Origin of the sequence: Paenibacillus sp. FSL H8-0079 (genome assembly GCF_037991315.1) — a bacterium.
In the GTDB taxonomy this organism is placed as follows: domain Bacteria; phylum Bacillota; class Bacilli; order Paenibacillales; family Paenibacillaceae; genus Paenibacillus.
Map to the genome: position 1 here is coordinate 3,387,071 of NZ_CP150300.1, position 14,899 is coordinate 3,401,969.

Below are 14,899 nucleotides of genomic sequence, written 5' to 3' on the forward strand. Positions count from 1 at the left end.
TCGGTGAATAGAGGTGCAACTTATGAAGCTTGTCCAGCCCTTCCAAATCAAGCACAAAATTATGGTGATCTGTATGACGGTGATTATCCTTCCGGTATTTGTGATGACAATCAATTCGTATTACTCCTCAGAGCGGTTATTGGCGCAGAATTATACAACCTTGCTAAGCGATCTGGCCAAACAGACGAATATTCGAATTGACGAATTCTTGAAGGAGATTGAGAAAATCACGCTGCTAGCCAGCACTGGCCTTAGCAACAATCTATCTGCGACCCATGAAGGAAGTTTTCCGATCCAGGATTTCCTGCGAGAGGGTAACGAACAAAATGAGATTGCCGCATACAATATTTTGATGAATTATATCATGATGAAGGATCGCGTATTCTCCATTTACCTCTACAATATGAACGGGGGACAGGATCTGTTCGTCAGCCCACACCAGCCCATTGACCCCAACTTCAAAGTGGCGAACGAATTGTGGTTTAAAAAGTTCATGCACGAAAATGATCGAACCATTACGCTGACAACGCGAATCGATGAGCAATTGGAGAATAAGATACTGGCGGTGTCACACGCTCGCAAAATTCATGATGTGGCTAGTGGGGAACTTCTTGGCGTAATCGTTGTCAGCATTGATATCAAATTTATCGAAATCGTCAACCGCAACCTGCAGGAAGGACTGCGCTCCAGATTCATGATCGTCGATGAGAATGACAAGATCGTATATAACGTGAACGATCGATTAATTGGTACACTGTTCCGAGACAACGTTCGTCCGCCTGAATCATTGAATGTCGTTGTGACCAGCCCGCTTAGTCAACAAAAATGGACAACGTATTTATATATGCCCTTGGATGAGCTAACTGCTGATGGAAAAATATTGGGTCGTAATCTGGTGACGCTGGCCATTGTCATTGTTCTTTTTGCTGCGGTCATATCCATCTTTCTATCTCATGTCATTACAACTCCGATTAAGAAGCTGCTCCGGAATATCTCTCTGGTCGAGAAAGGCCAGTTCGAACAAGTCGTACCTATTGGCTCCAGAGATGAGATTGGATATTTATCCATTCGATTCAACAGAATGTCGCATGAATTGAAGCGAATGGTCGAACGGATGCAGCAGGAAGAAATAGAGAAAGCCAAGGCTGAGATGCGTGCGCTCCATGACCAGATCAAGCCTCATTTTCTGTATAACACACTTGGTTCGGTAAAATGGATCGCCTCGATGCAACAGGCTGACAAAATCGTGGAAATGACCGATGCGCTAATCTCGATGCTCCGCTATGCAACAAAATCCGATGGAACCCTCGTAACCATTCGTGAAGAACTCGATAATATAGCGAATTACGTAACGATCCAGAATGTCAGGTACTACGATTGTATTCAGATGAGATATGAAATTGAGGATAAACTGCTGGATTATCGCATGCCCAAAATGATCCTGCAGCCCATTGTAGAGAACGCCATTTTTCATGGACTGGCCGAACTCGAAGAAGACGGAATCATCACTATCCGGATTCAATCACAGCTGGATGAAGTTGTGATCGAAGTCTGCGATAATGGCGTCGGGATGGATCATCATACGATGCAGAACTTGATGGAAGAAAAGTCCGGTGCCAGTTCAGGAACGAGCGGAATTGGATTGCATAATGTGCAGCGGCGGATTCAGCTTCATTTTGGTAAACCTTATGGAATACAGGTGGAAAGTAAAATAGGTGAAGGTACCATTTTCTCCATTCTGCTGCCGGCCATCTCAGAGTTTAGATAGAACAAAAGGGCTTACAGTATGAACTGCAAGCCCTTTTGTTCACCCTTTGACACTTCCTAGCACCAAACCCTTGGTAAAGTATTTCTGTAAGAACGGATACACGAGCAGAATCGGAATGGCACCCAAGAACATTTGAGCAGCGCGTCCCGTTCTGGCGTTCATCATGGATAACAGTTGCGTATAGTCTGATCCAGATTTCAGCATGATTTGCTCAAAGCTCTGCAGGAGAGTCTGGAGGTAGCTTTGTAATGGATAATTAGCTGGATTATTCATATAGATAATGCCATCGAACCAGGAATTCCAGTGGGCGACGATACTGAACAAACCAACTGTTGCGAGAGCGGGCTTGAGGAGCGGGAGTAGAATACGAAGCAATACCTGTACAGGCCCAGCCCCATCGATAATTGCTGATTCTTCAATTTCCTCAGGCAACCCTCTAATGAAATTCATGAGGATAATCATGCTGAATACGGGGAGAGCCCCAGGCAGGATCAGAGACCATATGGAATCGATTAGTCCCATTTTGACGACTACCAGATAGGTTGGAATTAGTCCTCCGCTGAATAACATGGTTACGATGAAAAATCCCATATAAATATTGCGCCCCATTAATTTTTGTTTCGATTTGGAGAGGGGATACGCCGTAAGAACGATCAGAACCAGATTCACCAACGTTCCGAGAACAGTTCGCTGGATGGCGACCCAGAGAGAGGAGAAGAAGGACCCTCCAGTTAATGCAAATTCATAGGCCTTAGTTGTGAACTCCACAGGCCAGAACGTAACACTGCCCGCAGATACAGCTGAACTGCTACTGAATGAAACGGCCAACAGGTTGATAAACGGCAGGATACATAGTAGAGAGATTAGAAGCAATATGGTGTGGTTTACGATAAGAAACACACGCCTACTCATACTTTTATCGTGGATCATAATGTTAGTTCCTCCCTCTTAGAAGATGCGATAGCCAGCTACTCTATAAGCCAGAATGTACGATACGGCAACCAGAACACTGGAAATGATGGATTTGAATAATCCGACAGCGGTACCAATCGAATATTGTGCCTGCTGAATTCCCAGACGGTATACGTAGGTATCAATAATATCACCGGTCTGATAGACGACAGGGGAGTAGAGATTATAGATCTGGTCAAAGCCAGCATTGAGTACGTTTCCAAGTGACAATACTGTCATTAAGACAATGGTTGGCATGAGGAGAGGCAACGTAATGTAGATCGTCTGCTTCCACCGTTTCGCTCCGTCGATCACCGCGGCCTCGTAAAGTCCGGGGTCAATACTAGTTAAGGCTGCTAAGTAAACAACTGTGCCAAAGCCGAAGCCCTTCCATATGTCACTTACAATCATCGTCCAAGGAAAAATAGAGGGTGTGCCAAGAAAGGAGATCGGTGCAATCCCGAATATACTTAGAAATGTATTGATAATGCCGTCAGAGCTAAGGATATCCAGCATGATGCCGGCCATAATGACCCAAGAGAGGAAGTTCGGAATGTAGACAAGTGTTTGGAATGTACGTTTGATTCCACTGTGTAGTACCTCGTTAAGCAGTAATGCGAAAATAACGGGCACGATTATACCACCGATAATCTTGAAGACAGACATGTACAGTGTATTCCAGATCGTTCTTACGAAGTTCGGCTGATTAAAGATGTGGGTAAAATTATCCCATCCTACCCATGGCGAGTTGAAACCGAGGCCCGGATTGTACTTCTGAAATGCAATAATAAGTCCGTAGAAAGGGATGTAACTAAAGATGAAGACCAAGACCAGGCTTGGGATCAACATGAGATGGTAAGCACGCTGCTGATTCCATTTTCTCAGCATTCGTATTCCTCCGTTCTTGGCGCGATGAATTTGTAACCGCTACCAAGAAGAGACGAGAACATACCCATCCCTTCTTGGCAACAGACTTATTATTTTCCGTATGCCTCATTGACTGCCTGGGTTGCGTCATCGCCTCCGGCTGCACGCCAATTCTGGACAATCACATCGAAATAATCGATACTTTCGCTCCCCATAATAATCTTGGTGAAGCCTTCGGTCAGGATATCATCTAAGGTTGTGCCGTAGCTCGACAGGATTTCTGGCGTAACACCCCATAGGGCCGTTTTCGTATAGTTCTCGCTGTCGAGTACTTTCTTGGCAAGACCATAAGCATTTTTGGGAGCACCTTGCTGTAAATAATCACCGATCGCTCCAGGTGTTGCATTCTCCATGAATTCAACACTGTTGTTATATTTTTGCCACATTCCCGAAGTCGTGAGTCCACTCGTATCCTTGGATTCAAGGGCAACTGACACAGCCTCAAATTGCTCGTAATCCGAATTTGGATTAAGTACACGGAACACACCAACAACATGGGCAATATCGTTATCCAGCAAGGCAGATAGCGTTTCTGGAGATTCTTTGCCATTGCCTTCATCCACGATATAAGCATAGTCGTTCAAAATTTTAATCACTTCTTCAGGACGCTTGAATCCCTTTTTCATGACGATATAATTATTGTTGGCGAAGAAAATGGATTGTTTTGCTTCCTTCCCATCGACGGTAGGGATGATATAAGGATAGAAGATGGCGTCCTTACCCAGATTGGATACCGTATCTACACCCGGATTATAACCCCACCATTGGTAATAAGGCTGTATCCCCACTTTGCCGGCTACAATATCCGCGTTCATCGCATTAAAGTCTTTGATTGCAAATTCCGGATCAATGATGCCTCGCTTGTACCATTCTGACCACTCAGCCAGCGCATTCTTCATCTCAGGCTGCACGGAGCCATACACGAGTTGTCCACTGTTATCCTCCATCCACATATCCGGATGCGCATTCCATGCAATAGCGAGCAGGTTGAGGTAATCCAACGATTGGTCTACGGCTATACCATAACCGCCGTGCTTATCCATGAATTTCAATGCCATATTCTTGATGTCTTCCACAGACTTCGGATCCTGGACTCCCAATTCTTCTTTCCAGTCATTCCGGATCCAGATGAAGTCTGGTTGTTCAATTAATCCCCAGTGCATCTGCGGTATGCCGTATAGCTTACCATCCTTTTTTCCAGACTCGTAACTATCCGCATCCGCTTCCATGTAACCTTTGAGACGATCTGAAGCATGTTGGTCAAAGACCTCAGAAAGATCCATGACCATATCTGCTTCGACCAACTGTCTGAGTTGTGATGGATTTACCCTGAATACGTCAGGAAGATCGTTCGATGCGATAGCCAAATTCAGTTTTGTATCGTACTCGTCGCTGACCCAATCTGTTTTGACATCAATATTGAACTTCTCGTTGTAGCGCTTAATCCACACATTGTTTGTGATATCGTCGCCCTTTGGATACTTGGCAGAAGTGTATTCTGACGTTACGGTGTGAATGGTTGTCGTTCCAGCCTCATTGGAATCCGGGTCCGTCGTGGTATCTTTCTCCGTGTTGCTTCCATTGCTACAAGCTGCGAGTAATAAGGTAGACAGGCACAAAGACAAGACTAAAGTTTTCGTTTTCTTGTTCATTTCTTTTCCCCCTTATCAGTCATATTTCAATATCGCTTTCTTGAAAATATTCTAACCGAGAAAGGGGGAAGGAGATATAAAGGTTATTGACGAGAATCCGTATGTTTTTTTACTTTCGAGTTATAGCGGAGAAAAGATCCACGAGTTCTGTGCACTTTTTTTACTTTTCACTCCTTCTTTTTTTACTCATGTCTCCAAAAATCGCTTTAGATGACGATCGATAACGCGTGAATCCGCTTCGTTAGCTCCGATCCCAAAGCAGTGTCCCCATTTGGACTCTATAGGCTGAAAAACAGCATTCGGCATATGTTGAACATCATACGCACTGTCCTCTGGCGTGAAGAACAAGTCACTTGACCCTGGCATAACGAGTGCAGGAGAGGTGATCTTGCTTAGCGCCTGTTCGAAGTTGCAGTTATCTACGGGATTAACGCTAATGTCTCCATGTATTCCTGTACGCAGCATGGTAATCAAGTCGTTAGCATCAAAGGATAAAAACACCTGGTCCCAGTAATCTTCTACATAAGATTTCAAGGTATCGTAACCTTCGGATTGATACAATTTCTCCAAATAGTACGCCTGCGAGAACCCCCATGGAGCATAAGCTCTACCCATCGCTGCGAGACCGGCAACCGGAGGGCGGTCATATCTACCATTTTTAAAATTCGAATCTGCCTGTAATGCCGAGATCATGGATTCGAACACCAGCTGTGTATGTGGTCTGCTCTTTGCTGTTCCGCCAAAGGGGGCAATACGTTCGACCATCTCAGGATAACTCGTTCCCCATTGATAAACCTGCATGGCACCTAAAGACCAGCCAACAACGAGTTTAATTTTGGTTATTCCGAACTTTTGAGTAAGCAGTTGATGTTGAAAACGCACATTGTCATACATCGAGATGAGAGGGAAGTTTTCCTTATCATACGGGGCAGGGGTATTGCTGGGAGAGGACGATAATCCGTTACCCAACATATTAGGCACGATGATAAAGTACCGACTGGGATCCAATGCCTTGTCCGCTCCAATTAACCATTCATTATCTGTGTGAAGTCCAGCAAACCACGTTGGAACGACAATAACATTGTCCTTTGCAGCATTTAAGTTTCCATAGGTCTTGTATGCAATAAAAGCTTGAGGGAGCTGTTGCCCCGATTGAAGTATTGTATCTTCAAGGTTATATGTTTCATAATCGTTCATGGATAGATTCTCCTTTAAAATAAAGTAATAACTTGATTTCACTCTACAATAGGCCTATCATCAATTCAATGAAACGTTATCGAACATATCATTCATTTATTTTGAACAGAGAAGGTGCTTGATTCATGGAAATACGCCAACTAAAAACCTTTTGGACACTTGCTTCAACCTGCAGCTTTCATCAGACGGCTGAATTATTGAGTTATGTTCCATCTACCATAACGATGCAAATCAAATCGCTGGAAGAAGAGCTCGGTGTGAAATTGCTGGATCGATTAGGAAAAAAGGTCGTGTTAACGGATGCTGGCCAACAATTTTTGCCGTATGCCACTAAAATCTTAAACGATGTAGAGGAAGCAAAATGCATATCTAGTCAACAGGGGGAATTGGCAGGAACGGTTGTCATCGGAGCAGATGAAGTGCTATGCGCTTATCTTCTTCCAGCCTTGTTCAAACGCTTCCGAGCGGAGTATCCTGGTGTGCGGTTATTGTTCCGCCCTTTGTCCGGCCAAGAGCTTAAATCCAGTCTGAGAGAAGGACAGGCCGATGTCGTTTTTGTATTGGATGAGCAGGTTGTTTCCAAAGATCTTCATTCAGAATTTTTAAAGGAGGAGAACTTTCAAATGGTCGTTTCTCCCGATCATGTGCTGGCATCACGTTCCTCGTTAATCGTTGATTACTTCCACAAACAGCATTTTTTGTTGACCGAAAAGAACTGTTCTTATCGCACTTATTTTGACCAATCCCTACTAAAAAAAGGTGCGGATGCTCTGACAGAACTGGAGTTCCATAGTGTAGAAGCCATTAAACAATGCGCTGTAGCTGGTCTAGGGGTCGCTTTGTTGCCTGAACTGGCTCTAAAGAAAGAGTTGAGCGAGGGAGATTTGGTTGCTTTGCCGTGGGATTTATCGGAAATAACCTTTACGGCACAGATGCTCTGGCATCGGGAGAAGTGGATATCTCCGTCCATGACTGCTTTCATCCAGGTCGCAAAGAGTGAGTTGATTTGATTGTTCAGAATTTGTTTAGACGTATATGTTAAGATATTCTTCACAGAACATATGGAGGATTAAAATGGAGAGAAAGATTAGAAATTCTGCAAAAGCATTAATTATCAAAGATGGGAGAATGCTTGCGATTAGGCAGGAAGATAATGGCGATGTAATCTATCTCTTGCCTGGCGGGAGCCAAAATGCAGGTGAAACACTGACTGATGCCGTGAAGAGAGAAGTAGCAGCAGAAATCGGAGTAGACGTAGAGCCTTTATCCTTGGAATTCGTAATTGAAGGTGTATATGGCGCAGCTCTTCATCGTGTAGATTTTGTTTTTTTATCCGAATACATAGGTTTAATGGACAATAACAGTTCTATTCTGCCAAGTGACGAAAACCAAGTAGAATATGAATGGCTTGACATTAAAAGCTTGATCCAACAACCTTTATTGCCCTCAAAATTACGAAAGCAGATCATTAGATTAGTTGAGGGAGAAAACACGGTTATGTATTTAGGAATTGAAGAAGACGAGGACCTGAATGGTTAGACATGCCACACGGATGTGCAATTCTATACGTAAACAAGCGGCCGTCTTGTATTTATAGAGGAAAGGCTATTTCAAAGGACATAATGGTCCAGTTAAATAGCCTTTTTGCCGTTGAAAAAAAGTGTGCAGAGCGATTCGAAAATGAACATCTAGGCTAAGGGGTTACATTAGACCAGGTGTTACATTTCTTGTTCCTTCACGCCTACTGTCATATTTTTCTGACCCCACATTACCATGGATTCAATTAAAGGAACCAATTCCTTGCCCGATTCTGTGAGCGAATACTCCACTCTCGGTGGAACCTCGTTATATTGTTCCCGATGCACGATGCCGGAATGAATCAAATCCTTCAAACAGTTCGTTAGCATCGTTCCGGTAATGCCAGGCAGTCTTCTTTTTAATTCATTGTAACGTATACAGTCATTTTCACTGAGGATTGCCAGGATCGGAAGATTCCACTTGCCTCCAATGACCTGAAATGCATAAGTCGCTGGACATAACTGATCGAAATTAAACTCGTATTTCACTTGATACCCTCCAATAGTATACTTTTGATACTAAGTCAGAAAAAGAATCGTACTTGTTCAGAAGATTGTAGACATTATAATCAAACTAAGACGAGAAAATCAATTCATAAGACAAGATAAAGGTGGGATACACGTGAGTAACGAATCTATGATGTGTGATCTGGAAACAGGGGTATGTGGTGTGAACGAGGAAGAGGCGATGCAAGAAATCAATCTGAATCACGTTGAGAAAAGGATAACTCTTTATTACGCAACAGATCCGATTTGCTCTCACTGCTGGGCGCTTGAGCCTGTGCTTCATCGGTTTGTTGAGGAATACGGTCATTATTTTACGCTGCAAATCAAAATGGGTGGGCTACTGGCTAGCTGGAATGGTTTCTCGGATGGCACTAATGGGATTCAGAAACCTTCGGACGTTGCAGAGCATTGGAAGGAAGTAGGTGAGCATTCACGCATGCCCATCGACGGTTCCTTATGGCACGATAATCCAATACTTTCTTCTTATCCGCCATCTCGCGTATTTAAGGTCATTCAGAGTACACACCCTGGGAAAGAGCATGACTTTTTAAGACGTGCGCGTGAAGCCGTGTTTGCATTTAATCGAAATATTGGAGAAGATGATGTGCTGACGGATATCGTCGATCAACTGGGCTTGAATGGAAAACAAGTGGTTGAAGCAGCTGCACAGCAATCTGCACAAGATTTATTAGAGAAAGACTTTGAGAGTGTGGCTAGTTTGGGAGTTAGAGGTTTCCCATCCATTATCATTGCGAATGAAGAGAACCAAGGATTGAAAATTGTCGGAGCGCGTTCTCTTGAAACATATGTGCAAGCACTTCAGCAGGTGCTCGGTGGTAATCTGAAACCCAAACAGATAACCTCGTTGGAACAGAAAATCAATGAGGGACACCTTCTTTTTTCTAAAGAAATGGAGGTCTTGTACAATATCGAAAAGAGTGATGTTGAAACATATGTGAAATCTGAATTGGCGGAGCACACATATCGTACGGGTCATATTTTGAATGAGATGTATATTGAGCATATCTGAGGAGCCATGTCATAATCTTCCTGCTTCGACACACGGATGTGTTATTCGCACAGGCAAGTCGTCCACCCATTGCGTAGACTGAAGTAGATCAAGTCAAGTGAGGTGAATTCCATGGCTAAGACCAATGAAATACACGTCAAGGCAAAACGGCTCAAGGATCGTCCAGTCTGCGTGACTCTTCATAATGGCGAAACGTACATTGGCTACATCTCCGGTGTCAACAACGCAGGCGTAGTGATTACCGGGGGCGGAAAACTTACTCAAGCCGCAATCACAGCACCCTTATATGAAGGTAGTGCTCGCAAAACAAAATCTAAAGCAGAGGCAACGAGAAAAAAAGCATCCTCGAGAATCCGTAAACGGGTGAAGAGTACACGTAAGTCGCAGGTACGATCCCGGTCGGTATCTCGTGCAACGTCTCGGCCAGCTCAGGTATCCTCTTTCATGCCTATGCTAGGCTCATTGTTAGGTGGCTTCGGCGGAGTTGGCGGTGCAGGCTCGATTGGAGGTATGTTAGGCGGTGGTATGCGTTTGTTTGGCATGATCCAGCGATTTACACCTGTGGTTAAAATGGGGTATGGCATGATTAAGCAGATTCAGCCATTTATGGGGGCAGTTCAAGGGCTAATGGCTCCTCAGAGCCAAGCTCAATCCACCCCAGCTGAAGCGGAAGAGAACGAGGACTAATCAAGTGCTCATACAAGTAAGAAAAATGAAAGCTGCTTCCCGTGATCAATGGAGGCAGCTTATTTGCATGCCGTTGCATTCATTAGATCATTTACAGCGATTCGCGTAAACAAGGTGCCTTGTAACAGTGAACACAAATAAGGGGCCTTCCCAGTCATTGCTATGACTCATGGGATGGCCCCTCACTATACTGATCTTGCGAAGTATTGAAACACGCGTGGTACTTTGGGCTACTTTAACGAAAAAGGAAGTTCAGCTAGCCTTCTTCAATTAAGCCTGTTTGGTTTTCAAGCGAATCACGTTCCATGACGCTTTGTTCAGGACAGCTTGTACTTTACCCTGATTAACCGTTGTATGTCCGCCGTTGTGTGGAACCACATTGCGTGGGTTCGCTTTGGTATTGATGGCTTTCAGATCGTCGTTCTCCAATACGATATGCTCAATAAATGTAGTTTCCCCGAAGGAGCGAAGATCCACATTCAGTTCCATCTGTTCTTCCAGATGTCTGTTGACCGCAAAGATCGTGATCATTCCGTTTTCTTCATCATGCACACTGATGGCTTCGAGATAAGGTACATCTGTAAAGTCTTTGGAATCATACTTCGGCGAAGATACAACAGATTGCAGTACAGTACCGCGACCGAAGTTGGATGCATGCATGAACGGGAAATAGGTCGTTTGGAACCAGATCGCTCCGTTATTCTCCGTCATGATCGGTGCAATGACATTGATCAGCTGTGCAAGGCAAGCCATCTTGACACGGTCCGCATGTTTGAGCAGCGTAATCAGGTAACAGCCCACTGCGAGAGCATCTTCATGTGTATATACATCTTCGAATTCTGGTGGTGCAATCTGCCAGCGTTCTTCAGCTCGGCTCGTGCCGATGGAGTTCCAGACGTTCCATTCGTCCAGCGACAGCATCAATTTCTTTTTACTGCGTTTCTTGGCTTGTACATAGTCGCAGATCGATGCCACGCTGTCGATGAATTGGTCCAGATCCAGCGAAGTAGCCAGGAAATTATATGTGTTGTCTTTATTATTGTTGTAGTAAGCATGCAAGGACAGATAATCCACATTTTCATAAGACAGGTCGAGAACCGTCGCTTCCCAATCTGCAAAAGTACTCATACCACGGCTGGAGCTACCACACGCCACCAGTTCAATATTCGGATCGACCCATTTCATCGCTTTCGCCGTTTCATTCGCAATTCGTCCGTACTCATGAGCGGTCATGGCACCAATCTGCCAAGGTCCGTCCATTTCATTACCCAGACACCACGTTTTGAATTTATGAGGATCTTTGTACCCGTGGGAAATCCGTAGATCACTCCAATAGGTACCTGATGGATGGTTGCAATACTCTACCAGGTTTCTTGCCGCATCTATGCCGCGGGTACCGAGATTGACCGCCATCATGACTTCGGTTCCAACCAGTTTGGCCCAATCCGCGAATTCGTTGGTGCCGACCGCATTGGTTTCAATGGTCCACCAGGCAAGCTCAAGTCTGCGTTTGCGTTCCGCTACCGGGCCAACACCATCTTCCCAATTGTAACCGGATACGAAATTCCCGCCCGGATAACGGATAATGGGCACATTCAATGCTTTGATCGCTTCGATGGCATCCTGGCGGAAACCTTGCTCATTCGCTGTGGGATGACCAGGGTCGTAAATACCACCATAGACAGCACGTCCCAAATGTTCAACAAAAGAGCCGTACAGACGTGGATCGACCTCGGCTACCTGAAAATCTTTATCAATAAGCATCTTGGATGTAAGCAAAATGAAAACCTCCATAGAATTAATTTTAGGTGTGTAAGAAACTTTGTTTCACGATGAGTTCGCATAAAAGCAAAATCAACTCATTGATTTGTTATCTAATGTGTATCATAATGCTATTATATTGAGCAAGCTTATTCTACAGGGTTCGCTAAATAGCGAATTCTAAATCAATAATATATTGAATTCTAAAGAGATAGGGAAGTGAAGTTCATGATGCTTGGCACGGATTCCTCATCCTTGACCATATATGAGGCGCTCGCCAGCGAGGCCCGCTTAAATATCGTTCGCTTATTATTGCAAAACAGGGAGATGCATATCAATGCGCTCGCCAAAGAGCTGTATCTGAGCAAAGCTATCGTTAGTACACATGTGAGCAAATTGCAAAAAGCGGGCATCGTAGGCAGCCGCATGAAGCGTGAGAACGGTGGAACGTATAAATACTGCTTTATTCTGCAAGAATTTATGACGATCAATCTCTCTCCTGAACCAGTGGATGCTCCTTACCATGAAGTCTCTATTCCGGTTGGGCAGTATACGGATTATGAAGCTTGGCCTACCTGTGGCATTGCAACAACGACGCAAATGATTGGACAATATGACACACCAGCCTGTTTCATGGACCCGGATCGGGTCAATGCGGGTATTCTTTGGCTGGCACGAGGTTTTCTGGAATATAAGATTCCCAATTATCTGAATACAGAACAGCATCTCCAGGAAATTGAAATTTCCCTCGAACTCAGTTCGGAAGCACCCCAAGTCAATGAAAACTGGCCTTCGGACATCCGCTTTTCCCTTAATGGCAAACACCTGGGAACATGGACAAGCCCCGGGGACTTTGGGGATCGGAAGGGCAAACATACACCGCTATGGTGGAAATTGGACGTCAACCAGTATGGTGTACTGAAGGTGTTGCGCATTAATGGAGAAGGGACGTTTATGGATGGCCAGCGCATCTCGGATGTACGTATCCATGATCTGCAATTGGATTCTTCCACCTACTGGACGTTTGGTTTAAGACCGGAGGAAGGGGTGCCGGGTCGAGGCGGACTTACGTTGTTCGGGAAAGGGTTCGGTAACTACGATCAGGACATTTTGATTCGGTACTATTACGAGGCTGGAGCGTCGAAAAAGGAATAGAATAATCTGGAATTCTAGGATGAGATATAACCATCTGAATAAAAAGGAGTGTTTTCAAATGTCTAACAAGGTGATTGTGCTTTAGGTTCACAAAAGGATTTTTGCGTTACAGAGATTCCTTTTGTGGACATTGTAGTGCGGGAAACCGTCCCGACAATGTTTACTGGAGGAGATCATGATTAACTTTAACGAGGCTGTTAACATTAGCAATACGCATGTACTGGCGCTGGTACCCGAGCTGTTTCATTTGGAGGGCTACAACATTCATATTATCCCGCCTCATGAGGGTGGACGGAATGTCGTGTACACTTGTGAGCAAGAGGGGCGTGAATCGCTAATTCTCCGAGTGTCTTTTTTGCCTGACAGAAAGCGGGAAGATTACATTGCCGAACTGGAGTATGTCCGGTATCTGTTTGAGCACGATGCAAGTGTCTCGAATGTAGTCAGCTCGAAAAAGGGCCATCTGTTAGAAGAGATCACTTATGATGAACATACGTTCTTTATCTGTATGTTTGTGAAGGGGTCCCACTTGCCGAATACTATTATAATAGCGGCAAAATTCTGGGAAAAATGCATCAGCTATCGAAAGGGTACACTCCCGTCCATCGCCGGCATCATTTGATTGACAATTACAGCGGTAAATATATCGATAACCTGTTTCCATGAGATGTATTCCACTGAAGCTCCTTTTGAGTATGAGGAAAGCTGAAGAGACCTGTACGTAAACTAAACCCTGAATAACCAAGGATTCATCAAGTGTGGAGGCAGCCGGATCGACCGGTTGCCTCTTTGTTTGTCTGCGGCATGCTATTCAAATTTGGAAGGGGGCACGTTGTAAAATTTTTTGAAAGCTTTGGAGAATGTAAAGGGATCGGGATAGCCCAGAAATCCGGCAATTTGCTGAATCGTATATTTTTTCTCGTACAGATAGTCTCTCGCCCGATTCATTTTGATTTGATTGATGTACTGCCCCGGTGTGATACCGAGAATTTTCTTGAACAACGAAATAAAATATTTCTCAGAGACGCCAGCAACGTCTGCAAGCTCGTTGACTCGGATGGCACGATGCAGATTCTCATCCACGTAGGCGAACACGTTCTGCAGAACTTCCAGACTTCCTTCGATTTTCCTCGGTTTTCGGTCTTTCAGAAATTCACCGTGATATAAGCCTTGCCCGTGTAATTCCAAAATTTTGGCGATGACGAGAAGCAGAGAGGCTTTCAAGTAAAGTGGACTTCCGGAAGCGCCGCTACTCTGTTTGAACCTTCGATAGGACGAGGTAAACAGCGTTGATTCCTCCCTAATCAGGTTACCAGGTACAATGCCCGGAAGTTGAAACTCGCCGAGAATTCGCTTTTGCTCAGCGATGCTGAAATCAAAGTGCATGTATACGAATCGGCACAACTCTCCGGTCGTGGAAGCAGTGTAAGGTATGTCCGGATAAAAAAACACCACGTCACCTGGGCGCGCCATATGCTCGATTCCATCAATGGTAATCTGGACGGAGCCTGCTGTAATGAACCACAGATCATAATCGGAATGAGACTTGTACTCCGTCCAATTGCTGTCGTGCGTTTGTTCCAGATAAGAGCTCATGCGAAGTGTGATATACTCCGAAAGTTCGTCAATTATACTCATATTTACAGTCTCGGCATGCATCTAATCCAACTCATTCCTCTCTACTTTA

14 protein-coding genes are annotated in these 14,899 nt (G+C 44.5%); 7 read left to right on the top strand and 7 right to left on the bottom strand.

The genetic code is table 11. The annotated features are described in order from the left end of the window. Window positions 1-22: 22 nt before the first annotated feature. Window positions 23-1,768, top strand: a complete 1,746-nt coding sequence (locus tag MHI06_RS15105) for a sensor histidine kinase (protein WP_340398249.1) — start codon at window positions 23-25, stop codon at window positions 1,766-1,768. Between the two features lie 39 nt (window positions 1,769-1,807). On the opposite strand, the gene MHI06_RS15110 is transcribed toward MHI06_RS15105, so the two are convergent. The 4 genes from MHI06_RS15110 to MHI06_RS15125 form a co-directional block, all read right to left on the bottom strand. Next, window positions 1,808-2,698 carry a carbohydrate ABC transporter permease gene (locus MHI06_RS15110; RefSeq protein WP_340398250.1) on the bottom strand — a complete coding sequence of 297 codons (891 nt, stop codon included), beginning with the start codon at window positions 2,696-2,698 and terminating at the stop codon, window positions 1,808-1,810. Window positions 2,699-2,716: 18 nt separating this feature from the next. After that, entirely contained in the window at window positions 2,717-3,607 is an 891-nt protein-coding gene (locus MHI06_RS15115; protein WP_169479375.1) for an ABC transporter permease subunit, read from the bottom strand. Between the two features lie 89 nt (window positions 3,608-3,696). Next, a complete protein-coding gene (locus MHI06_RS15120; RefSeq protein WP_340398251.1) occupies window positions 3,697-5,298 on the bottom strand; it encodes a hypothetical protein in 1,602 nt (533 codons plus the stop codon). Window positions 5,299-5,484: 186 nt separating this feature from the next. Beyond that, window positions 5,485-6,495 (bottom strand): alpha/beta fold hydrolase, encoded by a 1,011-nt coding sequence (locus MHI06_RS15125; RefSeq protein ID WP_169479373.1) that lies wholly within the window; start codon window positions 6,493-6,495, stop codon window positions 5,485-5,487. Between the two features lie 125 nt (window positions 6,496-6,620). Here MHI06_RS15125 and MHI06_RS15130 point away from each other — a divergent pair, with 125 nt between their 5' ends. Both MHI06_RS15130 and MHI06_RS15135 read left to right on the top strand, forming a co-directional pair. After that, the gene (locus MHI06_RS15130) at window positions 6,621-7,505 is read left to right on the top strand and encodes a LysR family transcriptional regulator (RefSeq protein WP_340398252.1); all 885 of its coding nucleotides are present in this window, start codon (window positions 6,621-6,623) and stop codon (window positions 7,503-7,505) included. A gap of 64 nt (window positions 7,506-7,569) precedes the next feature. Continuing rightward, window positions 7,570-8,034: an NUDIX domain-containing protein gene (locus tag MHI06_RS15135; protein WP_169479371.1), complete on the top strand. Its 465-nt coding sequence runs from the start codon at window positions 7,570-7,572 to the stop codon at window positions 8,032-8,034. A gap of 179 nt (window positions 8,035-8,213) precedes the next feature. On the opposite strand, the gene MHI06_RS15140 is transcribed toward MHI06_RS15135, so the two are convergent. Beyond that, window positions 8,214-8,561, bottom strand: coding sequence for a helix-turn-helix domain-containing protein (locus tag MHI06_RS15140; RefSeq protein WP_340398253.1), 348 nt, complete (start codon window positions 8,559-8,561; stop codon window positions 8,214-8,216). A 133-nt stretch (window positions 8,562-8,694) separates the two neighbouring features. Between MHI06_RS15140 and MHI06_RS15145 the strand changes: the two genes are divergently transcribed. Together MHI06_RS15145 and MHI06_RS15150 are read left to right on the top strand one after the other, a co-directional pair. Next, window positions 8,695-9,609, top strand: a complete 915-nt coding sequence (locus MHI06_RS15145) for a DsbA family protein (protein WP_340398254.1) — start codon at window positions 8,695-8,697, stop codon at window positions 9,607-9,609. Window positions 9,610-9,720: 111 nt separating this feature from the next. Next, window positions 9,721-10,296, top strand: a complete 576-nt coding sequence (locus MHI06_RS15150) for a hypothetical protein (RefSeq protein WP_340398255.1) — start codon at window positions 9,721-9,723, stop codon at window positions 10,294-10,296. Window positions 10,297-10,566: 270 nt separating this feature from the next. Here MHI06_RS15150 and MHI06_RS15155 read toward each other — a convergent pair whose 3' ends face one another. Further along, window positions 10,567-12,078 (bottom strand): alpha-N-arabinofuranosidase, encoded by a 1,512-nt coding sequence (locus MHI06_RS15155; protein ID WP_340402122.1) that lies wholly within the window; start codon window positions 12,076-12,078, stop codon window positions 10,567-10,569. Between the two features lie 207 nt (window positions 12,079-12,285). Here MHI06_RS15155 and MHI06_RS15160 point away from each other — a divergent pair, with 207 nt between their 5' ends. Further along, complete coding sequence (locus tag MHI06_RS15160) at window positions 12,286-13,212, top strand: ArsR family transcriptional regulator (RefSeq protein ID WP_340398256.1); 927 nt, start codon at window positions 12,286-12,288, stop codon at window positions 13,210-13,212. A gap of 175 nt (window positions 13,213-13,387) precedes the next feature. After that, the gene (locus MHI06_RS15165) at window positions 13,388-13,834 is read left to right on the top strand and encodes a hypothetical protein (RefSeq protein WP_340398257.1); all 447 of its coding nucleotides are present in this window, start codon (window positions 13,388-13,390) and stop codon (window positions 13,832-13,834) included. Window positions 13,835-14,019: 185 nt separating this feature from the next. On the opposite strand, the gene MHI06_RS15170 is transcribed toward MHI06_RS15165, so the two are convergent. After that, window positions 14,020-14,850, bottom strand: a complete 831-nt coding sequence (locus MHI06_RS15170; RefSeq protein ID WP_340398258.1) for an AraC family transcriptional regulator — start codon at window positions 14,848-14,850, stop codon at window positions 14,020-14,022. Window positions 14,851-14,899: the final 49 nt, after the last annotated feature.